Annotated in this window: 32 protein-coding genes and 1 pseudogene; 9 read left to right on the top strand and 24 right to left on the bottom strand. The window is 45.8% G+C overall.

Going from position 1 to position 26,540, the window contains the following annotated elements; genetic code table 11:
• Positions 1–15: 15 nt before the first annotated feature.
• Positions 16–723: a CTP synthase C-terminal region-related (seleno)protein gene (locus tag AACS05_RS09525; protein ID WP_045441952.1), complete on the bottom strand. Its 708-nt coding sequence runs from the start codon at positions 721–723 to the stop codon at positions 16–18.
• A gap of 210 nt (positions 724–933) precedes the next feature.
• On the opposite strand from AACS05_RS09525, the gene AACS05_RS09520 reads away from it, so the two are divergent.
• On the top strand, positions 934–1,281 hold the full coding sequence (locus tag AACS05_RS09520; protein ID WP_045441950.1) for a DUF488 domain-containing protein: 348 nt from the start codon (positions 934–936) through the stop codon (positions 1,279–1,281).
• A gap of 7 nt (positions 1,282–1,288) precedes the next feature.
• On the opposite strand, the gene AACS05_RS09515 is transcribed toward AACS05_RS09520, so the two are convergent.
• Positions 1,289–1,537, bottom strand: coding sequence for a putative hemolysin (locus tag AACS05_RS09515; protein WP_045441944.1), 249 nt, complete (start codon positions 1,535–1,537; stop codon positions 1,289–1,291).
• A 187-nt stretch (positions 1,538–1,724) separates the two neighbouring features.
• Between AACS05_RS09515 and AACS05_RS09510 the strand changes: the two genes are divergently transcribed.
• The 3 genes from AACS05_RS09510 to yoaJ are packed head-to-tail and all read left to right on the top strand — an operon-like array spanning position 1,725 to position 2,973.
• Positions 1,725–2,750 (top strand): sensor domain-containing diguanylate cyclase, encoded by a 1,026-nt coding sequence (locus tag AACS05_RS09510; protein WP_045441941.1) that lies wholly within the window; start codon positions 1,725–1,727, stop codon positions 2,748–2,750.
• Positions 2,751–2,797: 47 nt separating this feature from the next.
• Positions 2,798–2,899, top strand: coding sequence for a YoaK family small membrane protein (locus tag AACS05_RS09505; protein WP_144243066.1), 102 nt, complete (start codon positions 2,798–2,800; stop codon positions 2,897–2,899).
• On the top strand, positions 2,899–2,973 hold the full coding sequence (yoaJ, locus tag AACS05_RS09500; protein ID WP_099530266.1) for a protein YoaJ: 75 nt from the start codon (positions 2,899–2,901) through the stop codon (positions 2,971–2,973). The genes AACS05_RS09505 and yoaJ overlap by 1 nt, the downstream gene beginning before the upstream one ends.
• Positions 2,974–3,022: 49 nt before the next feature.
• Here the strand turns inward: yoaJ and AACS05_RS09495 are convergent, their stop codons facing one another.
• Positions 3,023–3,271 (bottom strand): GlsB/YeaQ/YmgE family stress response membrane protein, encoded by a 249-nt coding sequence (locus AACS05_RS09495; protein ID WP_045441938.1) that lies wholly within the window; start codon positions 3,269–3,271, stop codon positions 3,023–3,025.
• A 360-nt stretch (positions 3,272–3,631) separates the two neighbouring features.
• Between AACS05_RS09495 and fdhF the strand changes: the two genes are divergently transcribed.
• Positions 3,632–5,779, top strand: coding sequence for a formate dehydrogenase subunit alpha (fdhF, locus tag AACS05_RS09490; protein WP_045441935.1), 2,148 nt, complete (start codon positions 3,632–3,634; stop codon positions 5,777–5,779).
• Between the two features lie 54 nt (positions 5,780–5,833).
• Here the strand turns inward: fdhF and AACS05_RS09485 are convergent, their stop codons facing one another.
• The 4 genes from AACS05_RS09485 to leuE all read right to left on the bottom strand — a co-directional run bounded on the left by AACS05_RS09485 (position 5,834) and on the right by leuE (position 8,067).
• Entirely contained in the window at positions 5,834–6,478 is a 645-nt protein-coding gene (locus tag AACS05_RS09485) for a hypothetical protein (RefSeq protein WP_045441932.1), read from the bottom strand.
• 226 nt (positions 6,479–6,704) lie between these two features.
• Positions 6,705–6,887 carry a DUF1869 domain-containing protein gene (locus AACS05_RS09480; protein ID WP_045441929.1) on the bottom strand — a complete coding sequence of 61 codons (183 nt, stop codon included), beginning with the start codon at positions 6,885–6,887 and terminating at the stop codon, positions 6,705–6,707.
• Positions 6,888–6,890: 3 nt separating this feature from the next.
• Entirely contained in the window at positions 6,891–7,253 is a 363-nt protein-coding gene (gene yeaR, locus AACS05_RS09475) for a DUF1971 domain-containing protein YeaR (RefSeq protein WP_045441926.1), read from the bottom strand.
• A 175-nt stretch (positions 7,254–7,428) separates the two neighbouring features.
• The gene (gene leuE / locus AACS05_RS09470) at positions 7,429–8,067 is read right to left on the bottom strand and encodes a leucine efflux protein LeuE (RefSeq protein WP_045441923.1); all 639 of its coding nucleotides are present in this window, start codon (positions 8,065–8,067) and stop codon (positions 7,429–7,431) included.
• Positions 8,068–8,317: 250 nt separating this feature from the next.
• On the opposite strand from leuE, the gene ycaC reads away from it, so the two are divergent.
• Positions 8,318–8,944, top strand: a complete 627-nt coding sequence (gene ycaC, locus AACS05_RS09465) for an isochorismate family cysteine hydrolase YcaC (protein ID WP_045441920.1) — start codon at positions 8,318–8,320, stop codon at positions 8,942–8,944.
• A gap of 70 nt (positions 8,945–9,014) precedes the next feature.
• Here ycaC and zinT read toward each other — a convergent pair whose 3' ends face one another.
• From zinT to AACS05_RS09430, 7 genes are all read right to left on the bottom strand, one after another.
• Positions 9,015–9,659, bottom strand: a complete 645-nt coding sequence (zinT, locus tag AACS05_RS09460; protein ID WP_404842378.1) for a metal-binding protein ZinT — start codon at positions 9,657–9,659, stop codon at positions 9,015–9,017.
• Positions 9,660–9,742: 83 nt separating this feature from the next.
• Positions 9,743–10,252, bottom strand: coding sequence for a phospholipase D family nuclease (locus AACS05_RS09455; RefSeq protein ID WP_404842361.1), 510 nt, complete (start codon positions 10,250–10,252; stop codon positions 9,743–9,745).
• A gap of 59 nt (positions 10,253–10,311) precedes the next feature.
• The gene (locus AACS05_RS09450) at positions 10,312–10,917 is read right to left on the bottom strand and encodes an ATP-binding cassette domain-containing protein (protein WP_045441915.1); all 606 of its coding nucleotides are present in this window, start codon (positions 10,915–10,917) and stop codon (positions 10,312–10,314) included.
• A complete protein-coding gene (locus AACS05_RS09445) occupies positions 10,901–11,695 on the bottom strand; it encodes an ATP-binding cassette domain-containing protein (protein ID WP_045441912.1) in 795 nt (264 codons plus the stop codon). Before AACS05_RS09445 ends, AACS05_RS09450 begins: the two co-directional genes overlap by 17 nt.
• Positions 11,689–12,501: an ABC transporter permease gene (locus AACS05_RS09440; RefSeq protein ID WP_045441909.1), complete on the bottom strand. Its 813-nt coding sequence runs from the start codon at positions 12,499–12,501 to the stop codon at positions 11,689–11,691. Before AACS05_RS09440 ends, AACS05_RS09445 begins: the two co-directional genes overlap by 7 nt.
• On the bottom strand, positions 12,491–13,465 hold the full coding sequence (locus AACS05_RS09435; RefSeq protein WP_045441907.1) for an ABC transporter permease: 975 nt from the start codon (positions 13,463–13,465) through the stop codon (positions 12,491–12,493). Before AACS05_RS09435 ends, AACS05_RS09440 begins: the two co-directional genes overlap by 11 nt.
• Positions 13,465–15,051, bottom strand: coding sequence for an ABC transporter substrate-binding protein (locus AACS05_RS09430; protein ID WP_045449573.1), 1,587 nt, complete (start codon positions 15,049–15,051; stop codon positions 13,465–13,467). Before AACS05_RS09430 ends, AACS05_RS09435 begins: the two co-directional genes overlap by 1 nt.
• Positions 15,052–15,485: 434 nt before the next feature.
• Here AACS05_RS09430 and AACS05_RS09425 point away from each other — a divergent pair, with 434 nt between their 5' ends.
• A complete protein-coding gene (locus AACS05_RS09425; protein ID WP_045441905.1) occupies positions 15,486–17,573 on the top strand; it encodes a TonB-dependent receptor in 2,088 nt (695 codons plus the stop codon).
• An 88-nt stretch (positions 17,574–17,661) separates the two neighbouring features.
• Here the strand turns inward: AACS05_RS09425 and AACS05_RS09420 are convergent, their stop codons facing one another.
• From AACS05_RS09420 to AACS05_RS09380, 10 genes and pseudogenes are all read right to left on the bottom strand, one after another.
• Positions 17,662–17,964, bottom strand: coding sequence for a putative quinol monooxygenase (locus AACS05_RS09420; RefSeq protein ID WP_045441902.1), 303 nt, complete (start codon positions 17,962–17,964; stop codon positions 17,662–17,664).
• 178 nt (positions 17,965–18,142) lie between these two features.
• A complete protein-coding gene (locus tag AACS05_RS09415; RefSeq protein WP_045441900.1) occupies positions 18,143–18,316 on the bottom strand; it encodes a GnsA/GnsB family addiction module toxin in 174 nt (57 codons plus the stop codon).
• 332 nt (positions 18,317–18,648) lie between these two features.
• Positions 18,649–18,876: a hypothetical protein gene (locus AACS05_RS09410; protein WP_045441897.1), complete on the bottom strand. Its 228-nt coding sequence runs from the start codon at positions 18,874–18,876 to the stop codon at positions 18,649–18,651.
• Between the two features lie 77 nt (positions 18,877–18,953).
• Positions 18,954–19,142, bottom strand: a complete 189-nt coding sequence (gene ymcF / locus AACS05_RS09405; protein ID WP_071829076.1) for a cold shock small protein YmcF — start codon at positions 19,140–19,142, stop codon at positions 18,954–18,956.
• A 10-nt stretch (positions 19,143–19,152) separates the two neighbouring features.
• Positions 19,153–19,365: a transcription antiterminator/RNA stability regulator CspE gene (gene cspE, locus AACS05_RS09400; protein WP_045441895.1), complete on the bottom strand. Its 213-nt coding sequence runs from the start codon at positions 19,363–19,365 to the stop codon at positions 19,153–19,155.
• A gap of 494 nt (positions 19,366–19,859) precedes the next feature.
• The gene (locus AACS05_RS09395) at positions 19,860–20,114 is read right to left on the bottom strand and encodes a membrane lipoprotein lipid attachment site-containing protein (protein WP_045441892.1); all 255 of its coding nucleotides are present in this window, start codon (positions 20,112–20,114) and stop codon (positions 19,860–19,862) included.
• Between the two features lie 24 nt (positions 20,115–20,138).
• Positions 20,139–20,519 (bottom strand): hypothetical protein, encoded by a 381-nt coding sequence (locus AACS05_RS09390; RefSeq protein WP_045441890.1) that lies wholly within the window; start codon positions 20,517–20,519, stop codon positions 20,139–20,141.
• A 728-nt stretch (positions 20,520–21,247) separates the two neighbouring features.
• Positions 21,248–21,361, bottom strand: a pseudogene (locus tag AACS05_RS24945) (hypothetical protein); the annotation flags it as partial.
• Positions 21,362–21,494: 133 nt separating this feature from the next.
• On the bottom strand, positions 21,495–22,211 hold the full coding sequence (locus tag AACS05_RS09385) for a YebC/PmpR family DNA-binding transcriptional regulator (RefSeq protein WP_045441888.1): 717 nt from the start codon (positions 22,209–22,211) through the stop codon (positions 21,495–21,497).
• A gap of 312 nt (positions 22,212–22,523) precedes the next feature.
• Positions 22,524–23,465, bottom strand: coding sequence for a LysR family transcriptional regulator (locus AACS05_RS09380; RefSeq protein ID WP_045441878.1), 942 nt, complete (start codon positions 23,463–23,465; stop codon positions 22,524–22,526).
• Positions 23,466–23,601: 136 nt separating this feature from the next.
• Here AACS05_RS09380 and AACS05_RS09375 point away from each other — a divergent pair, with 136 nt between their 5' ends.
• Both AACS05_RS09375 and AACS05_RS09370 read left to right on the top strand, forming a co-directional pair.
• Positions 23,602–25,032, top strand: coding sequence for an aspartate ammonia-lyase (locus AACS05_RS09375; RefSeq protein WP_045441875.1), 1,431 nt, complete (start codon positions 23,602–23,604; stop codon positions 25,030–25,032).
• Positions 25,033–25,139: 107 nt separating this feature from the next.
• Positions 25,140–26,438 carry an anaerobic C4-dicarboxylate transporter gene (locus AACS05_RS09370; RefSeq protein WP_045441872.1) on the top strand — a complete coding sequence of 433 codons (1,299 nt, stop codon included), beginning with the start codon at positions 25,140–25,142 and terminating at the stop codon, positions 26,436–26,438.
• Positions 26,439–26,540: the final 102 nt, after the last annotated feature.

Raw genomic sequence — 26,540 nt, 5'->3', positions numbered from 1 at the left:
AAACCTGCCCTCCTTTTACTCGCGAGCCGCGCGCAGCATCGCCTGGACAAGTGGAACCGGTTTTCCCACCAGCGCTCCGCGTTCATGCTGAAAAAGCGTGCCAACATAAAAAGGATGCGTCACTAACTCAATAGCACGAATATCACCGGCTTCATCCCAGCCCGTCACACGCAAATCACCTCGTTCAAGCTCGACGGCAAATGCCTGAGATACGCCATAATTGCAGTGATATCCCTCAGAGATAATATCTTGTCCGTAGGCTTTTGCGATCAGCGTATTTGCCCGCAGTTCAATATCGTCGGTCTTTTCAACCAGTGAGCAAGCTAACGGTGCGATCACCATGCGACCTTCAGTATCGGTTTCTGCATGGGCGGCATCGCTCCAGCCCAAAACGTTACGGGCATACTCGATAATAGCATGCTGAAAACCGCCGCAGGTTCCAAGAAAAGGGATGCTGTTTTCACGAGCGTAGCGAATCGCAATCAACGCGCCTTCAGGGTGTTTGTACGGGCTACCGGGTACGACCCAGATAGCATCATAGCCGACCAGATCTTCGCTACTACTGATATCAGCGGTAGTTAACCAGTCATAATCAGCCATCAATTCGAGAACAGCGGCAGCATCATCGATTGCAAGGGGAATAGCCTGATGTGCCACAATTTCAGGACTGTAATCGCCCACCAGCGCAATACGAAGCGTATCTTTCACAGGAGACATTTCCATAAGAAATTCCTTATGTCAGAGCAATAAGGGACAACATAAGGAGCCTCAGCCTACTGATTTTTTGTTGTTATCACAATCCCTTAAATTGGGAGTGTGCATATTCAAAATGCTATAATGCTCACGTTTTAGTGATCTTATCTGACCGTAACAAACAGCCAGAAAATGACAAGCGCGGTTTCTTAACAGACTGTATTGCGTAGAGGGAAACAGATGAATATTCAGTGTAAACGCGTCTATGATCCGGCAGAAAAGAGTGATGGCTATCGAGTTCTGGTGGATAAATTGTGGCCGCGCGGGATAAAAAAAACCGATCTGGCCTTCAACGAGTGGAATAAACTTCTCACTCCATCATCAGACTTACGTAAAGCGTTCCACGCAGAGTTGATTGATTTTGAACACTTTTCCGAGCAATACCGCGCAGAACTCGCCCGGCAACAGCAGGAAGGCCAGCGACTCGCTGCGATTGCGCGTCAGCAAACCTTAACCCTGCTGTATGCAGCAAAAAACACGCAGCAAAACCACGCGCTCGTCCTTGCTGAGTGGCTACGTCAATGGTGACTGGCCATCACTGCCCGGCAGTCGGATGATCCCTGCGCCAGAGCGCCCATTCATCAATGACTTCCCCGCCGGGTAATTTACAGTCAGACCGTACTCCTTGCGGAGTCTGAACTGCAATCAGCGAGCCGCCTTTTTGTTCGCAGTACACAGAAGCAGGATTTGCCATGCCAATTTTCGGTGGGGTTGGCGCTTCAGGCTGCGTTTTACATCCAGCCAGTACCAGAATACCTGCCAATACGATAAACCCGGATTTCATGTTAACTCCTGTTCAGAATGTTATCCCGGCAGATTACCCCTACTTCCAGTCCATCTCCATGTTTTACTGAACTGTTTCAATCTGATGTTTATATTATGACCAGTGTGGCATGTTTCATCTTTCACAGTGATGTTTTATCATGCAGACCAATATCGCCCTTATCAGTACCCAGGAGTACTTAGATCTCATGTCGGACATGATCCTCGCCCGAGTCTCACAATCTTTAGCCACTGAGCAGTCTGTTGAGAGTCTGGTTCGGCAACTTCTGGAAATGCTGGAAGTGGTGACTGACATGGAATCGACCTATTTAACTAAAGTCGATTTAGATGCCCGCCTGCAGCATATTCTGTATGCGCGTAACAGCAAGCAGATGCAGATCCCCGAAGGGCTATCCGTGCCGTGGGATGAAACATTGTGCAAACGTGCTATAGAAGAAAACTGCCTGTACAGCGATAACGTGCCAGCGCGCTGGCCTGACTGTAGCGCAGCTCGGGCTCTGGAGATCACCACTTTTTTGAGCACCCCGGTTCATCTGCCGGATGGCACGTTCTACGGTACGCTTTGCGCCACCAGCCGACAACAGCAGACGCTAAGCCAACGTGGTGAACAAGTGCTGCATCTGTTTGCCGGTCTTATCGCCCAGTCTATTCAAAAAGAATCACTGGTTGCTCAGCTGCGTGAAGCAAACGCCGCGCTGATTGCGCACTCCTATACTGACGCATTAACCGGGTTACCTAATCGTCGGGCTATTTTTGAAAATATGGAAACCCTCTTTTCACTTGCCCGTCATCTGAAACACAAGGTTGTCGTTGCCTATATCGATTTAGATGATTTCAAACTCATCAATGACCGGTTTGGACATGAAGTTGGCGATCAGTTTCTGATCCAGATCGGTCGACGCTTGCGTCTTGGATGTTGTGAGAATGATATTCTCGGTCGGCTTGGCGGTGACGAGTTTTTGGTTGCCGGGATGTCACAAGAAGATGAAATAGAACAACGTGACCGTCTGCAGAGAGTGAAGGATCATTTACGACAGCAAATTTGCGGCGACTACCATTTGGGGAATATCCAGCTGTTCTATCCTGGTGCCAGCCTGGGCGTTGTGGAAATAGACCCACAGGAGACCGACGTGAACTGCGCGCTGCACATTGCAGACGGCGCAATGTACCAGGATAAAAAGCGTCAGGATAAAACCACTTTTGTCACGCATTAAGCCCTGCTATTCTGGCTCATCTTTAAATAACTCTGGCAGATAAGAGCATGCGACTCGGTATTATATTCCCCATTATCATTTTCATTTCCGCGGTCGTTTTCTTATCCTGGTTTTTTATTGGCGGCTATGCTGCACCGGGAGCATCTTGATGAAAAAAACAACGCTCATTATGATTGGGGTAGCCATTATTGTGGTGCTGGGGACGGAACTGGGCTGGTGGTAACACAGAATAAAGGCCACCGATATGTGGCCTTTGTTGTCTGTTTCTTAACCTAGCTTTTGATTTTTCTGTAGATAAACAAAACAACGATCGCACCGATAACCGCAACGACAAAACTACCAAAGTTGAAGCCATCAACTTTACCAAAACCGAAGAGTGTACTGATCCACCCACCAACAACAGCACCGATAATCCCTAAGATAATGGTCATAAAGAACCCGCCGCCATCTTTACCCGGCATAATCCATTTTGCCAAAATCCCAGCGATAAGACCGAAAATAATCCATGAAATAATACCCATTTGTTTTCCTCACTTATGTTTTTACGTGAACGATTTACTCGCCGTATAAAAGCATAGCATAGACCTGAAAAATTAAAATTTGTGATCTTAATCACTTTTGATTTTCATCTTTTTCTTATGTTTCACCGGTTTAAACAGTCAGATCCACTGTTTTTTATCTGACGTTTATCGTCATTAATGTCGAATCGACTGTCATTTTCATCCAATTTTCGGAGCCAGCCCTTGCCGTAACTGCGTTTTCACTTATGGCACACTTTATGCTTATACAGCCCGTCGCTACGACAAATCGTAGTCCGCGATGCAATCGCGTGGCTTCGTCTACAATTCGCGCTATTTCAGCTTTTAACAGGTCTGTTATTGATGAAAAAAATCACCAGTGTTTGCCCATACTGTGGGGCCGGGTGCAAGCTCAAGCTTGTTGTTGAAAATAACAAAATCATCCGCGCCGAAGCCGCAGAGGGTGTAACAAATCAAAATCAGTTATGCCTGAAAGGCTACTATGGTTGGGATTTCCTTAACGACACTCGCCTTCTGACCCCCCGTCTGACTCGCCCGATGATCCGCTATGAAAAAGGTGGAAAATTCACGCCCGTTAGTTGGGATGAAGCCATTCGTTACACCGCCAAACGCTTATCCGAAATCAAAAACGCCTATGGTCCCCGCGCCATTATGACAACGGGCTCTTCCCGTGGTACCGGGAATGAAACCAATTATGTGATGCAAAAATTCGCCCGCGGCGTGCTCCATACCAACAATGTCGATTGCTGTGCCCGCGTCTGCCACGGCCCTTCCGTCGCCGGCCTGCAAGAAACGTTAGGCAATGGTGCAATGAGTAACTCCATCAGCGACATTGAAAACTCCAAATGCCTGCTCATCTTTGGTTATAACTGCGCAGATTCTCACCCGATTGTGGCCCGCAGGGTTATCAAAGCGCGTCAGAATGGCGCTAAAATTATTGTGTGCGACCCTCGCCGTATTGAAACAGCACGTATTGCAGACCAGCATCTTCAATTGAAAAACGGCTGTAATATGGCGCTGGTAAATGCCTTCGGCCATGTTCTCATTGAAGAGCAACTCTACGATCGTGAGTATGTGCAAAAACATGCTGAGGGTCTGGAAACCTACTGGGAAACCGTTAAGGATTATGCCCCGGAATCCGTTGAGCACTTAACTGGCGTTCCTGCACAACAGGTGCGTCAGGCGATGCGCACATTTGCATCAGCCCCTTCTGCCACCGTCATGTGGGGGATGGGAGTAACGCAATTTGGGCAGGCCGTTGACGTTGTACGTGGACTATCATCCCTGGCGCTACTGACCGGGAACCTGGGACGTCCCAATGTTGGCGTCGGTCCGGTACGTGGACAAAATAACGTCCAGGGCGCGTGTGACATGGGGGTTCTGCCTAACCAGTTCCCGGGTTACCAGGACGTGACCGATTTTGCAGTAAGGGAGAAATTTGCCAAAGCATGGGGTATTGACGTCAATCTGATGGATGACAAGGTCGGTACACGAATCACTGAAGTCCCACACCTGGCAATAGAAGGCAAAGTCAAAGCCTACTACATCATGGGGGAAGATCCGCTGCAGACCGAAGCCGATTTGGGTCTGGTTCGCGAAGGGTTCAACGCACTCGATTTTGTCGTTGTGCAGGATATCTTTATGACCAAGACGGCGGAAATGGCTGACGTTATTTTGCCTGCTACCTCATGGGGTGAACATGGTGGTGTTTTCACTTGTGCCGACCGTGGCTTCCAGCGTTTTGAAAAAGCCATAGAACCAGGCGGAGATGTGAAACGCGACTGGGAAATTATCAGTCTGCTGGCTAGCGAAATGGGCTATCCAATGCACTATCAAAATAACCAGCAAATCTGGGATGAGATGCGCGAACTGTGCCCATTGTTCTACGGTGTTACCTACGAAAAAATGGGCGATATGGGACACGTCCAGTGGCCTTGCCCGGATCTCGATCATCCAGGCACCCCCTATCTGTACGAAAACAGCCAGTTTGATACCGCCAACGGCAAAGGCAAACTGTTTGCCGCACATTGGCGGGCGCCGGCAGAAGTCCCTGATGAAAAATATCCGATGGTGTTATGTACCGTGCGAGAAGTCGGGCATTATTCCTGTCGTTCTATGACAGGTAACTGCGCGGCACTTCAAGCGCTGGCAGATGAGCCTGGCTATGTACAGATCAATGCCAGTGACGCAGAAAAACACGGGATCCGTCATCGCGATCTGGTATGGGTCAGTTCTCGTCGCGGGAAAGTGATCAGCCGGGCGGATGTCTCAGAGCGCATCAATCGCGGAACGGTTTATATGACCTATCAATGGTGGATTGGCGCATGTAACGAGCTGACGCAGGATAACCTGGATCCTATCTCTAAAACGCCGGAAACCAAATATTGTGCGGTGAATATTGAACACATTGCCGATCAAAGTTGGGCGGAGAACTACGCAGCGCAATCGTACAGCGAAATGAAGTCACGTCTGTGCGAAGCCATTGAGTAAGCGGTAGTAAAACCAGCCTGAGTCTTACTTTCCGGACTCAGGCTGCATGTCCTGTCACTCGGCCAGTTGCGCTTTGCCTACGTGAACAGACGCATACTCTTCCTGCTTATCACGGTGCATAAAGCCGAAGTTAATAAAAAATAACCCCACCATAAACGGCATTTCATACAGTTCTTCAATAAGATCGCCATAATGCGCATTGTGCAGGAATAGCGGTGCCAGCAGACGATGGTGCTCCACGGTGTCGGAAATCAAAAACGCACATACCGTAATCACCAGCAACCAGATCGGCAGCGGTTCCTCACGAAAGCGTCGCGCGATTTCCTGACGTAAGCGTTTCGAGATCAGTACGGGTAGTATAATCATGGCGATTAGAACCACAGAGATGGCGCGGAATACAAGCTTTGGATATTCAGGAAAGTAATCACGTCCCCAGCTGGTACTTCTTCCCAGCAATACTAACCACCACACCGTCGCCCATAACCAAAATTGCTTCCCACCTTCAGGACGGGATAAGGGCCGAATGTACAGTGCGGTAAATACAGCACCAAACAGCAACCATAACGCTTGCCCGTTCTCAATGCTTCGGACAACAAGGCCGTTAAGCAGAGGCAGATTCCAGTTTGCGGTGAACGGGATCGCCACGACAATCAGTCCAAGAATGATTGAAGGTAATGTAAGTCGGGTATCAAATTTCATAAGCGCAGTGTTCTTTTCAGTGTCTGGCTTACGATCATAACCCTTGTGAATAGTTGGCTATTAGCAATGAATGCGTATTTCTTAAGGTTTTCTTAATGTTGTTTCATAAATAACCAATGATGGAACTGGTTAATTTATAAAGACAAAAAGCCGCAACACGCTCTCATAACGCGTTGCGGCTTTACAGAAAGGACCACAAAATTAACCAGTAACAGTATGTGTAATGTTACCAGCCACAGACTTCATGCTCATTTTCGGTATCGTATGAACGTACGGTATTCACCAGGTCTTTGACGACTTCAGCTGCCACATCTGGGATCAGCAACGTCATCGGTGTCTCAGTTTCATAATCAACAGAAACGCCATTGCTGTTGTTAGTGACGGTGACGGTATAGGTTGCTTTACCCATGATTTACTCCTTACCGGTACGCACGACTTTTCGTTGATTAGCACTCTCCATCAGGACTTCAGGCGCAACAAAAAAATCGATATTAAAATAGGTGTCGTCGGTCATTACTTCGATGTTGTGCCATTTTTCCGGCGGAAAAACGCCAAACTGACCGGCTTCAATAATCATCACTTCTTCTGGCTCCGGGCTGTGCTCATCCGCGAATCCGAGATATTTGACCGCCCCCTGCATAACCGAAAGTCGAGGATATACCCCGGCACGGGTTCCCTTATCAAGGTGGCGTTCGAAAATTCCGGCAGGTGCGGTCTCTTTGTTCCAGAACGGAGTTGAACGTGTATGGATATGATTCTGTGGAATTTGAAGCATTTTTCTTCCCTTTTCCAGTCGACAACCAGCGACCTTTATTGAATCGCTGCTGTGAACAGGGTACGCCTCAAAATATATATTTAAAATACCATTTATTGGTTACTGCGGGTTTTCACAATTAATAAGCAAGAGCGGGGAATTTTGAAAGCCCGCCGCCAACAGCGGGCCAGTGGCATTATGACTGAAGCGTAGCCAGACGCGCAGCAAAACCGACAAAAATCAAACCGATAAGAGAGTTGCCAATCTTAGCCAGTTTTTTCTTCGTGCGAATATATTGCGTCACAAACGCGCCGGAGAAAATAAGGAAGCTCAGATAGAAAAAGCTCACTATCTCAAGCGTGATGGCCAAAATAAAAAATGACAGCCCTGAGTGCGGCGCATTGACATCAATAAACTGCACGAAAAACGAAACATAAAACAATATCGCTTTAGGGTTTGTCAGGCTCAGAATTAATGCACGCTTGAAAATCGCGCCAAACGGAACTTCTTCCGCCGCCGCATTACCATTTTTCGATTTCAATGTTGCATAGAGGATCTTCGCGCCGAGATACAGCAGATAAAAAGCACCGAGATAACGGACGATATTAAACAAAACAGGCGTTGTTTTGATCAGTGCAGCGACACCTGCATAAGCCAAAAACATCAATACAGCATCGCCGATAAACACACCGCTTGCTGCAAGATATCCCCCCTTTACTCCTCGTCCGACGCTGTTCTTCAGCACAAATATCGTATTGGGTCCCGGCACCAGCACGATAAAAATAGCACCGACCAGATACGTCCAGTAATTCAGAACTCCATACTCTGCGAACACGTTAACCTCTTCCTGAAAAAACACATGCACTTACTGCGAGACAATATGCTAACGAATGCGCCGTGCGATGGAAAGGAATGGTTGAGAATAATGCTCTCTGTTGCAGCTATATTGCAGCATTATTTTTCTCGTTCCAGATTTGCAACGATGAAACTCATTTTTGCGCCTACCCAATACCCAGCTCAGCCACTAATGTTTATCCATAACTCAAGCCTTCCGAGGCGCCCTTTCATCACCTGGAGAAAGAAAAATGACTATTGCTTATAAACGTCTTGATAAAGATCAGGCTGCCGTACTGCTGGTTGATCACCAAACGGGTTTGCTGTCTCTGGTTCGTGACATAGATCCAGACAAATTCAAAAACAACGTACTGGCTTTGGCCGATCTGGCGAAATACTTCAAGCTACCCACCATTCTGACCACCAGCTTTGAAACGGGCCCTAACGGGCCACTGGTACCCGAGCTGAAGGCGCTGTTCCCTGAAGCCCCTTACATCGCTCGTCCAGGGCAGATAAACGCCTGGGATAATGAAGATTTTGTCAAAGCGATTAAAGCAACGGGCAAAAAGCAGTTGATCATTGCCGGGGTTGTAACGGAAGTGTGCGTTGCGTTTCCTGCGCTGTCCGCAATTGAAGCGGGATTTGATGTATTTGTGGTCACCGATGCGTCTGGCACGTTTAATCCTTTGACCCGTGACTCCGCATGGAATCGTATGTCTTCCGCGGGCGTCCAGCTGATGACCTGGTTCGGTCTGGCCTGTGAACTACACCGCGACTGGCGTAATGATATTGAAGGGTTGGGAACCCTGTTCTCCAACCATATTCCTGACTACCGCAACCTCATGACAAGCTATACCACGCTGACATCCGAAAAATAATTCGCAAGTGACACTTTTTATACAAAACCCGCCATTGCTGGCGGGTTTAAATAAATGGTCGTCGCGCAAATTAATGATGCAGCATCTCGTCAACGACCTCTGCCGCTTTTAGCTGATACGGATAATACGTCGGCCAGTTGTCCATCTCTTCAAGCAAAGCCGCCTGTGAGGTATTACCGGTAAATATGTGGAAATGGCTCGACTTGCGCGGTGCGATAATATGATCGCTGAACTGAACATACTTTGGTGCTTTACTGCCAGCATCTTTGCATTCAAACAGGTAGCGAACGCCTTTCTTACCTGACTGATAAGTCAATATTTTATATCCGGAATAATCATACTTGCACGATTCAACCTGATTACCGGTATGAAATTCCATCACCCCATCCTCAATGCCGATGGTGTCCACATTGGTTACATAACCTTTACGGTAATAGGCTTTAATCTCATCCGCCGTTTTGCTTTTGTCCTTCTCCGCTTTCTTTTTGAATACCGGATCAAGTTCACCGCTTACCAGATATGGGTATACAGACTGCCACATGCCATCCCAGTCGCTCAGCGACCTGTCTTTGACATTTTTATCATCGAAAACACCTTCTGACGCTTTTTGCTCTATTTCTGTCATCGGTGCACCGTGGGAATGGTGACCATGAGCTAGAACCTGACCACTGGCTAAAAGCATCCCCAGAGCGACTGCCAGTTTTTCAAAACGAATAGCCAAAATTTCACCCTCAAAATGTTTGCGAGTGAATTGTTATAATATAACATCACAACATAATCAACACTGATGTTATAAATTCAACCTTGCTGGTGGGCGATTTTCCAGCGGCTGTCAAAATGGGCCTGATACTGTGCCACAACGGCAGGCTCTCCCCTGATAACCAGAACATTCTCAGAATTCTCAAACTCTGCGGATTTGGCAAAATTGAAAGATCCGGTCTCCAGCGTATCGCCATCAATAATCATCACTTTGTCGTGCTGTATGTGGTAATGACCGTCCAGTTGAACATCAATCCCATTGGCAGTGGCAAAGGTGATAGCTTTCTGACTGACCTTGCCCTGGTTGCGTTTTTTATCAACCACGGCCCGCACCACTACGCCTCGTTTTTCCGCATTCACCAGCGCCTTTACAATGTCTGCTGACTGGAAGGAATAAGCCATCATATCGATGGTGTGTTCTGCATGGTTAATTGAATCCAGTACTAATGCCCGAGCAGAGCCTTCCGGAGAAAAACCCACCTGTATCGAGGCATTAGCCTGCGGGATCACTGACCCAAATAAAATGGCAGCAGCAACAATATGTTTCATACTCACTTTCATGTATTACCGGGAGAAGAAGAAACGCCGAAGCAAACCCGACGGCAAATTCAGATTAAGGTGGATGTCGGACAGAGTAACGCCTGGGGGCAAATCTGAGCAAGCAATGCCTGCTGATGGCTGATCACAAGCATACCTAATGGGCGGCGCTGGCATTCCTCAAGGAGCAACATCCATATATCTCTTTGAATGGAAGGATCGAGCTGGGCAGTGATTTCATCTGCGATCAGAAAACGCGTACGCGGATCGAGCGCACGGAGTATTGCAATACGGGCCAGTTCACCGCCTGAAAGCTGCCCGGGCCGGCGGGTTAGCCATTCAGGGTTGATATGCAGACGGGCAAGCATGTCAGCATCTGGCTGCCACGCATCTCGTACCGCATCACCGGTGCTTCGCCAGGGGTTAAAAGTTAGCTCAGGGTGTTGTGGGACAAGTTGCACCGGGCAATATTGATGAGTTGGCAACGGTGAATCATCCACCAGTACTTCGCCTGATGTCGGTTTTTGCCAGCCAGCGAGAACGCGTCCCAGCGTTGTTTTCCCAGTCCCGCTGGGCGCGCAAATTCCCATGCGTTCCCCGGCAACAAGCGAGAAGTTCAGGTTTTGCCACAGCACTTTCCCTCCCTGGCGAATCACAACATCACGACAGCACAGCATTCAGCTCTCCAAAAAGTTGATTTTGTTCAGGTAATGCTTGCCATTGTCGCTGCAAATGTTCACTAATATCACCTCGCAGAAGCTGTTCCCGGCTCACGTTATCCGATACCCGCCCCTGATGCAGCGCGACAATCCGGTCGGCATGTCGCGCTGCCAGCGTAAGATCGTGTGTCACCCATAAAACGCCACGGCCTTGCTCGCAAAGACCACGCAACTGCTCAAGCAACTGATTCGCCAATGGGGCATCAAGCCAGGCGGTAATTTCGTCAGCAAGGATATAACGAGCCTGACTGAGCGACGCGTGACACGCCAGGACACGTTTCGCCATCCCGCCGGAAAGCTGGCGCGGAAACGCTTCCAGCACGCTTGACTCAAGTTCGCTACGCTGGAGCAAATGCTCTATTTCCTCCGTTTTCCATGCCTGACCGGAGAGCTGACTTACCCTTTTCAGATGTTTTTTAACAGTCAGCAGCGGATTAAGCGCCTGCACACCTTGTGGCACATAGCTGAAGGTATTACCGCGAAACGCCCGGATGTCATTGCGCTCCAGCTTCTTACCATCCAAAGTAATGGTCCCCTGAAAGCGCAAGTTTTCCGGCAAAAGATCAAGCAGGCATTGTAACAGCAGGCTCTTACCTTCTCCGCTTCCCCCGACTAACGCCACCATCTGACCAGGGGCAACATCAAAAGAGATATCTTGCAGCAGCGATGACCAATTTCTCGCGCCGTACCAGCGATAACGAGCCACCTCCAGCGAGGCCTGCTTCAAACTCAACATGCATTACCCCTTAGCCACAAACGATGCACTGCCCTGGCGAACTGGTCAAATAACATCACCAGGCTGAACAACATGAGCCCCGGAAACAACACCAACCACCAGTTACCATGACTGATAAACCGCAGGGCGTCCGCCAGCAACAAACCCAGTGAAGGTTCATGCGGTGCCAGCCCAAACCCAAGGAAGCTCAGCGCCGCGCTATGTAACACCGCATGAGGGAACATCAGCAGCGTGCCTGTCAACCATTGAGGCAATAACGCCGGGAAATAGTGATGGCGCCAACAGTAAAAATGACCGTGTCCCAACCGCCAGGTCAGTGTCAGGTAGTCACTGTGTGCAACGCGTTCCGCTTCAGCACGCAGGATCAATGCCAGACGCGGCCAGTGGGTTAGCGCAACCGCCATAATCACCCCGCTTTTTCCACCGCCCAGCGTAAAACAAATCAGGATCAGCAACAGCAGATGCGGCATCGACAACATAGCATCGGTTATTAACCGCATAAGAACATCCAAACGCGGATGCAAACGCGAAACGGCAGCCATCAACAAGGCAATCAAACCGCTGCACAACGCTGCACCAATCCCAATTTGCAGGCTGGTTAACGCCCCCTGAAAACATCGAAGCCATAAATCACGCCCAAGATTATCCGTACCAAACCAGTGCAGCGCATCCGGAGGCAAGTGCCGGGCAAGAAGATTGACGTTTACTGGATTATCCAGCGAAACTGAGCCATACACGGCAATAAATAATAAACAGCCTACGGACAGCAAAAGACGAATTAACGTTGGTGTCGGGTTATAGAGCATCAGGACGCTCCAGAGCACGATTCAGAAAATGGACAAGCCAGGTTGAAACGGAGTTGCCGATGAACACCAGCACAGTACTAAACAAGACGATCCCCATTAGCAACGGCACATCACCACGTAATCCGGCATCAATCGTAGCCTGACCCAGTCCGGGATAAGCAAAGACTTTTTCAGCCAGCAATGCGCCGCCAAACAGTTCGCCGAGCGAAGCAAATTGCAGGCACAGCGCAGGCGTAATGGCATGACGCAGTACCTGGTGGCGTAAAAGCGACCATCCCCTGTCCCCCTGAGAACGGGCAAAACGGACAAATTCACTTTTCATCACGCTGGCGATACTTTCTCGCGTGTGGAGCGTAATCTGCCCCAGTCCCAGTAAGCTGAGAGCACATACGGGAAGCACCAGATGACGAAGACGTTCAGCAAACGTCGCCATTTCACCATTATTGCCCGGCTCCCATGCGCAGCAGACGGGCAACACAGGCCAGTGCACCGCGAATACTGCCAGCAATAGCATGCCGATCCAAAAGGTCGGTAAGGAAGAAAGCAGATAACTGAGTCGGCAAATAGCTCGGTCTGGCCAGCGGTTCAGGAAACGTCCGGCGACAAATCCCATTGCTGTTCCCAGCAAACCTGACATCAACCATGCCCCGCCAAGCAGTGCAAAGGACGTCGTAAAACGCTCTTTGATCACGCTGGCTACCGGCGCATTAAACAACATGGAATAGCCGAGATCGCCCTGTAGCACGCGCAAAAACCAGTGTCCAAAGCGCTCCCACAGCGGCTGATCCAGCCCCCAGCGAGCGGCAATTCGCCCATATTGCTCGGGTGGAACGTGCAGGAGATCGTTGCCAATGTAGGCACGAATGGGATCGACCGGTGAAAAGCTGAGTAAGATGAAGGTGCCAGCAGCTACCAGCACCAACAAAACGGCCAACCGAAGAACATACGCCAAAGCAAACTTCATTAACGGCAGGTCCAGGTCCATTCATCAAGATTATTGAGTAGTGACCAGCTACCGTGAATTTCCGGAGCACCAGAGCCTAAGTCAATGCACGGATTTGCCAGATAGGTGTGCTGAATATTTAGCAACCATGCCCATGCAGCATCGCCCTGTACGCCAGCGCCGTGTTTCCCATCCCACTCCACCTGTTGCCAGAAAGGTAACGCATGCTGCCAGTCCGGGGCATCAATGGCCTGTTTGAGATGTTGCTCCACCACAGGGTTACTGTAGTAACCGGGATTGTAATACTCCACACCCGCAGCCTGCCCGCTGTAATGATGGAAAAGCTCCATCGGATCCAGGCTCCCCCATCCAAATAGCGTCGGGTTAGCATGCATATTGCGCTCAACGGTTTCCCAACTTCCTGATTGCAGGGATACTGCAATACCGACAGGTTCCAGCATTGAACGAACGGCTTCAGCGAGATCCCGACGAGTACTGTCGCCACTCGTATACCATAAGGTCAGACGGGCTTCTTTGCCGTCTTTCACGCGTACACCATCTTTACCCACTTTCCAGCCGGACTCTTCCAGGATAGTCCGTGCTTTTTCACTGTCGCCATCTTTGAAAGTGACGGATTTGCTCTGCCATGGAAGCCCCTGAACCGCGCTAAAAGCAGGGATAGCGTGCCCTTCCATAACCTGATCAGCTAATTGCTGCCGATTGATGGCGTAGTTAATGGCCCGTCTGATAGCAACATCGGCCGTGATATCGTTACCGACAGGATAGCCATTGGCATCTTTTTTACCTGCCGGAACCATTGGGAACACAATTCCCCGGTTTTCTACACTGTTGCGAACCCAGAGTTTGAGATCCTTCTGCTGTGGTGCTACGGCCATCGATGGCGCTATACGTACCAGGCCCAGTTGACCACTACGCGCGGCTGCGTAAGCGTTGTCTTCATCCAGGAAAACAAATACCAGCCGATTAAAATCATTTTTCTTGCCAACATACCAGGGGTTAGCCTCCACGATCAGTTGCTGCCCCGGTTGAAAACTCACCAGCCGATACGGGCCTGCACCAATCGGATTTTTGGCGAATGTTTTTTCGTCATACAGTTTTGCCGGCACAATACCTAAAGAACCGAGTACGTTGACAAAGGTACTCTGCGGGCTACGAAGCGTAATTTCCACCGTGCGGCTGTCGAGAATCCGGGCATGGGTGAAATTACCCATGTCAATTTTCCCACCGCTTTGAGCTGCTTTGTTATAGGTAAACACCACATCTTCAGCCGTTAGCGCTGAACCATCGGAGAATTTAAGATCAGGTTTTAGCGTTAACGTCCAGGTTTTACCATCGGCACTGGTCACCACTTTCTCTGCCAGCAGGTTACCCCAGCTCATATCTGCATTTTGTTTTAATAGTGGTGCATGCAGAAGAAGATAACTGCCGTGGCTCCAGCCCAGCATCGGGTCAAACCCTTCCGTTGGTTCGGATCCAATAGCCAGCTTTAATGTCTGACCGTCAACCGCCTTTTGCGCAGCGATAAGTGGTGAGGTAAATGCGAGAGTCAATGCGCACGTAAGCAGCGCCAGCTTGCCTTTAATCATTATCTTATCCAGATTTTGTGTTTTTTTATGCCACACAACAACCCGCTGTCGTTGGGCGACTTCCTGGGGAAAGGATTATGGCGGACAGTATCGACGAAAAAAATGATACAGCGCAGAAAAGTATGACGATTTTAAAAAAACATCATACGACTTTCTAATATTCAGCAAGCGACATGACATTCTTTGCTGAAAGCATGTTTTAACAACATCTGATTTATTCAATTCGATATTAAATGAATGTCAATAATTACAAAGATAACTACTGGCTGATTTTGTCGTCCTTTCTGACTCGAATTTATGACAATTTATGTATATTTATTCAAGAAAGACACCAGAAGTGACAATTTATGTAAATTAATAATGATAATTATTTGTATTATCATTACCATCATTTATCTTACTTCCTTCTAATTTTTAACAAAGGAAGTTTGACTATGCGTTTAAAGCCCGTTGCTTCTGTCGTTCTGTCCTGTATTGGATTCAGCTGTACTAATGCCTTCGCAGAAGACGTTATGGTCGTGACCGCTTCCGGTTACGAAAAAAAAATCACCAACGCTGCTGCCAGCGTTTCCGTTATTTCACAGCAAGAATTACAAACCAATAAATATAATGACTTAGGCGAAGCCCTGCGCTCAGTTGAAGGGGTAGATGTTGAAAGCAGTACCGGTAAAACCGGTGGTCTGGAGATTAGTATCCGTGGTATGCCCGCCAGCTATACCCTGATTTTGATAGACGGTATTCGTCAAAACGGAAGCAGCGACGTTACACCAAACGGCTTCTCTGCCATGAACACCAGCTTTATGCCGCCACTGGCGGCGATTGATCATATTGAAGTGATCCGCGGTCCCATGTCTACGCTTTACGGCTCTGACGCAATTGGTGGTGTTGTTAATATCATTACCAAAAAAAGCACCGATAAATGGAGTACTTCCATCAATACCGGCGTGAACCTGCAAGAAAGTAATAAATGGGGTAACAGCACTGTCGCCAACTTTTGGTCAAGCGGTCCTTTAATCGCAGGCGTCCTGGATATGCAGGTTCGCGGCAGCACGACTCAACGGCAAGGCTCAAGCATCACTTCCCTGAGCGATACATCTTCGACACGTGTGCCCTACCCAACTGAATCTGAAAACTACAATATCGGTACTCGACTGGACTGGAAAACCAGCGAAAACAATACACTCTGGATGGATCTCGACTCAGCCAGACAGCGTTACGATAACGTTGACGGACAGCTTGGTAGCCTGACCGGGGGTTATGACAAGACGCTGCGCTATGAGCGTAACAAAGTGACCCTCGGCCACGATACCGCATTAACATTCGGAACCTGGAAGTCATCCCTGGGCTGGAATGAAACCGAGAATAAAGGCCGACAACTGGTCTCTTCCGCGCTCACACCAGAAAATGCTGGCCGGGCCGGTGATGCCCGTGAACTGAAAAATACCAACGTCATTCTGGACTCTCTGCTGCTGACACCATTAGGTGATTCGCACCTCTTAACCCTCGGGGGAGAATACTGGGATGCGCGTATGAAAGACGGTGTTGTTTTGGCCAATACTGGCGAAACATTCCACCAGAAAACATGGGCTGCCTACGCTGAAGATGAGTGGCACATTCTCGACTCACTGGCATTAACCGCAGGGACACGCTACGAACATAACGATGTCTTTGGCGGTCATCTCAGCCCTCGCGCCTACCTGGTCTGGGATGTATCTGAAGAATGGACGTTGAAAGGCGGCGTCACGACAGGATATAAAGCCCCGTCACTCAGCCAATTACACAATGGTATCAGTGGTGTTACCGCCCAGGGAACCGTCAATACGGTCGGCAACCCGGACCTTAAGCCCGAAGAGAGCACCAGCTATGAAACCGGACTGTATTATGAAAACGATACGGGACTGAACGCTAACATTACCGGCTTCTATACCGAATATAAAAATAAAATTGTCTCGTACTCTATTGATGATTATACCAATAGCTACACCAACAGCGGCAAAGCAAGAACTGATGGTGTTGAATTCGCCAGCACCTTCCCTCTTTGGTCGGACGTGCTGAGTTTATCCCTCAACTACACCTACACTCAGAGCAAACAAAAAGATGGCGATAATAAAGGCGCGCCATTGAGCTATACACCTAAACATATGGCTAACGCACGTTTGAACTGGCAGGCTACGGAAGATATGAATGCCTGGCTGAGCGCACGTTATCGTGGTAAAGCCCCACGTTTTACCGAGAATTACGACAATCTCAGCGCGGTACAAAAGAAAGTATATGACGACAAAGGCGCTAATTTAAAAGCCTGGACCGTTCTGGACATGGGGCTGTCCTATAAACTGACCAAAGAACTGACGCTGAATACGGCAGTTAATAACGTACTGGATAAAGACTTTAGCGACGTCACACTGTATCAGGTAGGCCGCAATAGCACCTACGCGGGTGACTACTTCCAGACAGCGCAATCCACGATCGGCTATGTGATACCTGGCCGTAACTACTGGGTTTCATTAAACTATCAGTTCTAATTTTTGACAATTTATCATCCCGGGCTATTACTTATAGCCCGGACTCAACTGGAAAGTAATGTTAACTTAGCATAATACCGTATCAGATTTACGAGCCATCTGCGCTCACTAAGTAATTCATAAGAATATAACGAGCATCCTGCCGCTTATGTTGATCAATTAATGGCACAAGCCTTCTGAAATGTTCACTTGCACAGTGTTCGTCGAGTGCTGCATGGTCCGGCCATTCTTCGATAAAAATAAAGTGTCCCGGATCCTTTTCATCAATATACAAATCATAAGAAATGCAGAGAGTTTCTTTTTTCGTTGCCGATACCAGCTCATGATACAGAGGGATAACGATATCAACACACTCAACTTTTATGAAATCTTCGGCAATAACTTTTAACATTCGAACCTCCAGGCTAAATCTGACTACACACTATGTGTGAAAGAACCGTTTTAAACAAGATGGACTGACCTGGCGGTTGAACTGATAGGATAAAATTCACTGCAGTTTTTCATGGGCAAAAAAGCATCACATCTAATGGATGATGATGCTTTTGATAATGTTGAATTGCTTTGGGGAACTAGATCAATTTAATCTTAATATCATAACTTTCAAGACCCGTCATTTTCTCACGAGCAATAAACTGAATGTCAGAAACTTCTTTTCCTGTCTTTTTTTTGAGCTCAGCTATTTTCTTTGTGATAAATTCAGATATATCTGTTTCAGTTTTACGTTTCAAATCTTCGACGTTCACTATGCACCTCTTCTGGTCTGTAACGGCATCAACGCGCCAGTAGGTATGATTCAGTTTAACTATACTCTAAATAAATCGAGTTGCAGGAAGACAGCCAGCGAGACGATCTCGGGGACCTGACTCCGGTAAGTGATCCGGATGGACAAGCACAGCTAGCATATATGCAACCTGAAGTACGACGAGTATATGCAACCGTTGATATCTATAGACTATTCAGTAAGAAGATTCAATAACCACAGAGTTACTGTCTATTAGTTAGACAAGAATTGTTCATAGATGAAACAACAGCAGAAGAGTTTATACAACTTGGTAGTAAAAACGCCCGACAGCCATTACAACAACTTCGATGCAGCCTCAAGAATCTCATCAGAACTAACATCACGATCAGAGGCAACATAGACCACTTTATGATCTCCTGTTAGTGAAGGGAAGCCAGCTGACATCACGGTTAGGTGAGCTTTCTCACCATTTGGATACTCACGTAATATCGTGGTGATGCCTTCCATCAATGACACAGTAACCGCTGGTTCTGTGTTAAAAAAAACAATCACTTTTTTCATAACCGCACCATGATGCTCCTGACTGGAACACCTTTTAACAGGTTGAAAAAAAGGCCCCATAAAGGAGCCCAATAAAATTATTTCCTGAAATCCAATGGAGCCTGGCCGGAACGAATGTACAGTGCAATATTATCAAATGTAATCATTGTAGATTTGCAAAAAATACATTTTGCCCCGAAAGGATTTCTGTCAGTAACATCGAAAGTCGATGTTCTGTATTGAGAACCATGACAACATGGACACCGGAAGTGAATATGATTAGTAATAACAGTTACCTTAAAGTGTCACGACATTAACTGCCGATGGGCCTTTGGGTCCCTGTTCCACACCAAACTCGACTTCCTGATTTTCATTCAGAGTTTTAAAATCGGTTCCCTGAATGGCAGAAAAATGGACAAACACATCTTTACTACCGTCTTTAGGAGTAATGAATCCAAATCCTTTCTCAGGATTGAACCACTTAACTAAACCAGTCATTTTATTAGACATCACTATTACCTTTATGAGTAAGCCCTTAGGCAGAATGGTCCGAAAAAAATTTATCAGAAAAAACCAAAAGGATTCTTAAGAGGTGAAAGTGAAGAGAAATACTTCAATAACTACTTCAGATAATTTTGTATCAAACCGCACAACCATTAACGCATGGTTAACCAAACATCGCAAGCTTTAGTTTCATCCTGACTCATTACTTCTTCCAACACACAGAAGAACAAGTGAAGTTTCCCAATAAAAAGAGGATGAAATTTATTGTAAGCCACTGCAAATCATACAGTAAATTTGGCTGATAATCTTATATCAAAATATTAAAGCCCTATTAGTGAAAGAAAGAAAATGCTGTCATCGATCAACGTCATTATCTGGGGGGATTTTGCGCCAAGGGTTCTCCGATGGCGCAGGAGGCTCAGGTTGTACAAACCGGAGATTGAAATCTTAAAGAATGATGAATCTGCGAGATAGCGGTTCTGAGTATAAAAATGGCTGTCTTACTTATACCAGCAGCGTCCACCATTATCTGCCTGACTCGCATCCGGCAGTTCCTCGCAATCAGGAAGAGTTACACCGTGTCTCGTAACCATGCGATATCCATCGGAACTGGTGTAATCGTCGTTCTGATGTTCATGATGGTGATGTTCCTTACGCTCCTGGTCACGCTTTGCATCTGCATAACGTTGTGCGAAGTCCGCAGAACAGCCAGACAATAAAGTCGTGAATACAATAAATGTGATTAACTTTTTCATGTGTTGTGTCTCTTTTATTATAAATTAGCGAACAACTACCGATGCAACAGCATCATCCTGTCCCCAAACCAGAGTCGCATAACGGTCATCCTTACGATATTTACTACCGTCCTGAGAGATACGTGTCCACCCATCAGACTCCATTACATCAACAGCTTCCCCACGAAAGGATCCCACAACCATCTGATTTAAATGCGCGCGGATTACATCCGGAGAATTATATCCTCCGTGACGACGAGCATTTCGCTCATTCTGCTCTGCAGTTTTGTGAATATTACAAGTGGTACCTGCATTCATTTCAGTACAACCGGAACGCTCAAGCTGAGCGCGGTATTGAGCATTAATAGCTAAAGCCGGTGATGTATGAATTACAGCAACAATAGCCACAGCAATTAACTTCTTCATAATATTACCTCTTAAATATTTTCAGCGGTATCAAAGCCCGCACGACATGCTTCAAGTTTTCTGTCAGCACAAACTATTTCATCTGATATTGGACGCCCTTTAATCCCGGCCCTTTCTCAATGGAAGCTCTTCATTCAGTAACCTGAAACACTCTGGCAATATAGACATTAACTCCGTAAAAAATAACAACTTCACAATGATAAACCGCATATTTTACTTTCATTCACAAGTCGAATTTAACATCTTAATAAATATAGACTTCTGACTCACGATGGAATCAATGTTGACATTTATTTGCATGACGGCAGATTACTAACGACAAAAACATGGCATTTAGTTTATCTTAAACATGCTATTAACACGCAAACCAAATGCATCTTTGCTGTATTAATAAATATCACCACGCATATCAGATATGCAAACAGTTTTTACAACCCACCCCTTAATGGGATTATTCTGACTGCGAGTATTGCGCATGAAATAATGTAGACATTCATTTGCAAAGCACCTGCTCTAAACATTGCCCGACACAGAACGTTGCAAAAATGTATAAGTTTATTAGTCAATATATAACAAAATATTGTAACCGAAGTTATTTCAATAATATTTCACATATAAAAGTTGGATGTTGATAAACTTATCATCGTGCAGGCCATAAACGATAAGGATCGACAGGCAAAAAAACGGGAACCGTTCGGTTCCCGTTCTCCCACAACCCAGAATCTGGATTACATGTTTTCGATGATCACGTCGCCAAACTCTGAACATTCCAGCGGGTTAGCACCGCCCATCAGACGTTCGAAATCATAACTTACGGTTTTGGCGTTGATTGCGTCTTCCATTAATGGAATTTCTTTTGGAAGATAGCAGTTTTTATCTATTTGTCATCATTAATATATCTGGCTAGATATGTTTTTTATACAAATTTATGAAATTAAAAAATCTGCCAGAATGACAGATTCCTTTAATTTATAATTAGAGATTTGCAACGTTATGGTATACTTTTTGTACATCATCGTCATCTTCAAGGGCATCAACAAGTCCTGCAAAGATTTCTAAATCTTCTGGTGAAAGCTCAACTTCTGATTGAGCAATCATTTCTAATTCTGTTGTTGAGAATTCAGTAATTCCAGCTGCTTTTAGAGCTGCAATTCCTTTGTGAAGATCTGTAGGTTCAGTATAAATAACGATGTTTCCTTCTTCTTCGGTTACATCACGAACATCAACTTCAGCATCAAGCAAAATTTCAAAAATATGGTCAGGGTCTGTGCCTTCAAATACAATCACGCCAGTATTGTCAAACATATAGCTGACAGCACCTGCCGCTCCGATATTCCCGCCTTTTTTATTGAAAATAGTGCGGACATTAGCAATCGTACGGTTAACATTTGATGTCAAGGTTTCAGCGATAATCATTGAACCATTTGGCCCAAAGCCTTCATAACGCCCTTGCACGAACGTTTCATCTCCGCCACCTTTGGCTTTATCAATTGCTTTATCAATAACATGCTTTGGAACTTGTGCTTGTTTTGCACGTTCAATAACGAATTTTAAAGATGAGTTTGATTCTGGATCTGGTTCGCCTTGTTTAGCAGCAGCATAGATTTCCACACCGAACTTTGCATATACTTTTGACGTTGCACCGTCTTTAGCCGTTTTTTTAGCAACAATATTGGCCCATTTACGTCCCACTGGAATGCTCTCCTCGACAATTTATTTACATTACTGGCAGGTTAATAACCTGCCAGTTTTTTCCGTCATATTATATCATAATATGTAAATACTCGTCTATGAGAAATAAAACATCCAAACTTTACGAAATGTTACTTTGATTTTATCAATAGCTAATATTGTAGATAAGCTACTTCCGAACTTCCTTCTGGTTCTTTTGTTTTTTCTTAATAATTGATCTGCAGCAATAATACATAAGGCAAGAGAAACAAAAGTGATAATCCAGACAAAAACACCTACTGTGTCGGAGAGATGCTATGTTCGTATACATATTTATGATGGCAAATTAGCATCCAAATCCACCTGGTTATAAAACTCCTGCTCCAGTTTCGTTTCCAGTATCGAACGAATCTCAAATGCCAGATTTTTATAAAAAACCGAAAACTCGTCATTTTTGCACAACAGAACAATTTTGCGACGCTCTTTACGTTTTTTGATCCGGATGATCTTTAGCGAGTCAGAAAAAGCTGGAATAGTAGTAATAAACAGCGGCGTAGTTAACGTCCACCCGTAACCACAGGCTATCAGTTTCAAAATCTCATCAGCATTGTCCATTTCAAACTGAATGGCAGGAGAAAAGTTTTGCCATTTTAGCCAGTTGAGTGTCTGGATTCCCGTTGGCGTATTTTGGGTATAAGCAATGTAGTTCCGCTGCTTACATAATTCTTCCAACTCTGTTTCCGGCCATGTTTTGGGACAAATACATAGAAACTCTTCCTCAATCAACGGGTACATTCTAACATTGGGCGGCATTTCAGTATGTAACATGGTTACAGCCAGATTAATATCCCCCTTATTAAGCGCCTGGAGCAATCCAGATGCTGTGCCTGTCACCTGAAAAATATGCTTAACCTGTGGTTGCAGAAACTTAAGGATATCCAGGCCAACGGTTTTACTAATTGAATCCACAAAACCAATTTTCAGATTCGAAATATGTCCGTCGCTTATTGCATTGATATGTTCTTGCAGGTGAACACCGTTATCAATAATTTTTTTTCCTAGCGGGTAGAGTGCTTGCCCGGCAATTGTCATCTGGATTGGTCGCTGTGAACGGTTGACCAGAGCAGTATTTAATCCTACCTCCAGGTTTGCAACCTGCTGCGAAATTGATGACTGAGTCACGTTGAGTTTCCTGGCTGCAGCTGTAAATGAGCCTGTGTCTATCACGGCTAAAAATGCCTGTAATTGCTTAAAATCGAAGTTAATATCCTTCATTCTCATCCCTTAACATTACATTTTTTAATAGTATCTATCTAACTTTTAAATGGTATTTTTTCTTTGAGCTACTTCAAACTATCTGTCATATCACTAAATTAAGGTATAGCCACCTTAATACACAAGAGAAACAGAAATGCGTGAAGAAAAGGATTTATTAGGAACTTTAATGGTGCCAGATGAAGCTTACTACGGTATTCAAACACAACGTGCGGTGCTGAATTTCTCAGTGTCGGGCAAAACAGCAGGAGAAATCCCACACTTTTTATGGTCTATCGCCGCAATCAAGCAAGCGGCAGCACAGGCGAACAGACAAATTGGTGCGCTGGATCAGCAGAAAGCGTCGGCCATCGTTACAGCATTGAAGGAGGTAATGGCCGGTGATTTTGATGCCCATTTCCCCATTGATGTTTTTCAGGGAGGCGGCGGCACTTCAACCAACATGAACATGAATGAAGTGGTCGCAAACCGTGCTAATGAGCTAATTACCGGAAAACGTGGATATGATGAGATTCACCCGAATACCCACGTAAATATGGGACAGTCAACGAATGACGTCATCCCAGCGGCAATGAAAATGACCAGCCGCATGAATATAGATCAATTGTTAGTCCAATTGGAAAAACTGGAAGCAGTGTTAACAGAAAAAAGTTGCCTGTTTGCTGACAAGGTGAAATTAGGGAGAACCTGCTTACAAGATGCAGTGCCGATGACGTTTGGCCAGCAATTTGGCGCTTATCGCACGCAGGTAAGCAGACTTAAAGCAAAAATGGTGGAAGTCAGAGAAGAAGCATTATTTTTACCGTTGGGAGCGACAGCTATAGGTACGGGATTGTCCACTCACGAAGGATATATCCCGGCAGTTTATCAGTGGCTGGAAATTATTACTGGTGATAAATATACCCCGGAAGAAGATTTCTTTGATGGTCTCCAGCACGGTGACTTTTATATTGAATTTTCCGCACAGCTTAAAAAAATAGCTGCGTTTCTCTCCAAAATGGCTACCGATTTTCGTATTCAGGGTTCAGGACCAAGAGCTGGCTTTAATGAAATTATTGTCCCTGCGGTGCAACCGGGCTCTTCAATTATGCCAGGCAAAATTAATCCTGTAATGCCCGAACTGATAAATCAAATTGCGTATCAGGTGATTGGCAATGACCTAACTGTGACGATGGCTGTTGAGGGTGGTGAACTTGATCTGAACGTGTGGGAACCGGTGCTGTTGAAAGCGCTCTTTGAATCCTGCTCGTTATTGACTAAAGGGATACCTTTATTTATTGACAAGTGCCTGAAGGATATCGCGATCAATGAAGAAGTGAGCGCTCGTTATGCAGAGGAAAGTACAGCGCTTGCGACCATTATCGCAACACTGTTTGGCTATCAGGTTGGCTCTCGAATTGCCAAGGCTGCGTTTCAGCAACGGACCAGTGTAAAGCAGGTCGTGTTAGCAGAAAAGCTGCTGACGCCAGTACAGGCAGATTATTTGCTTGATCCAATGAATATGACCGATCCACAAAAAAGTACAGCAGTGATTAAACGCTATCAAAAAGAAATGAATATTTCGTAGTTTATCAATTAAATAAATAATCAGTTTTAACCGGAGGTAATGAATATTTATATTCATTACCTAACCATCCCTTTTGCGAGAATTATAAATAAAAACAGGTCAATTTTATGGTGATGTTACATATCGTGTTATTGCTGGGAACTATCATGCTTGCCGCCCGTTGGGGGGGAATTGGCGTAGGGTTTGCTGGCGGGATCGGATTAGCAATTTCAGTTTTTATTTTTGATGTTCCGGCTGGTGCTCCACCTGTCGACGTCATGCTCATTATTCTGTCTACTATTGTTGCGCTCTCTGCAATGCAACAGGCTGGTGGAATGGATTATTTAGTAACTCTGACAGAGAAATTATTACGCAATAACCCAGGTTACCTAAATATTCTCGCGCCAACAGTGACCTTTATCCTGACTGTACTTTCCGGTACGGGGTATACCGCCATGTCGGTCATGAATGTGATTCAGGAAGTTGCAAAAGATAACGGCATTAGACCCAGCCAACCATTAAGCTCTGCCGTTGTAGCTTCACAGCTAGGTATTACAGCCTCACCAATCTCTGCAGCCACGGCAATTATGTATGGCACCGTGGAGATAATGGGAGTCAGTTTTGGTGATGCTATGTTGATTGTTTTTCCCACCGCTTTTTTTGCTATGTTGGTCGCAGCTTTCATCGCCAGCAGACAAGGTGAAAGTCTGGCTAACGATCCCGTTTGCCAAAAAATCATGCAGGAAAATAAAGTCGTTATAAATAAACACATCAGCTGTAAAATCCCCGCCAGTGCTAAATCCTCGGTAGTAATATTCCTGGTAGGTGTTGTATTTGTTGTTTGCATGTTGATGTTTAAATCGGTTATCGGACATACAATTAACTCCCGTGATTTAATAATCATTACCATGTTTATAGTTTCCACGCTAATTATTTTTATCTGTAAACTAGATATGAAAGAACTGAAGAACTCACCTATATTTAAATCTGGTGCTGAATCACTGGTTGTGGTGTTAGGTATTGTATGGTTAAGCAGCACGCTTATTGGCGCCCATATCGACGAGATAAAAATACAAGCTAGTGATATGTTACGTATGTATCCAGGACTACTGGCGGTAGTTTTTTTCTGTACCAGCGCAATGTTGTTCAGCCAGGGTGCTACATGTGCTTTATTAATGCCCATTGCTGCTTCTATTGGCATTAGCGCTGACGCAATATTAGCTAGTTTCGTCGCTGTTAGCGCGCTTTATCTCACTAATATTTACCCAACAACTGCATTTGCAATTGCAACTGATGATACAGGATCTTTTTTAAGTAATCGGTGGAATGGATCTAAGATAATTAATCATCCATTCTTTTTGCCAGGCTGCATTTCTATATTGACTGCAGTCCCAGTAGGTTTCGCTTTGGCAAAAGTTATTCTTTAATTTATAACATTACTAAGTAAGTATAGGAAATAGTAAGAAACAACCCAAAATATGTTGTCATTCACAGATAAATGACAATTCATTTCTTGCAAAACTATCAAA

The sequence above is a fragment of the Citrobacter sp. S-77 genome (assembly GCF_963864895.1).
In the GTDB taxonomy this organism is placed as follows: domain Bacteria; phylum Pseudomonadota; class Gammaproteobacteria; order Enterobacterales; family Enterobacteriaceae; genus Citrobacter; species Citrobacter murliniae.
The sequence above is the reverse complement of the archived record's forward strand: the minus strand, read 5'-3'. Positions and strand labels throughout refer to the sequence as shown.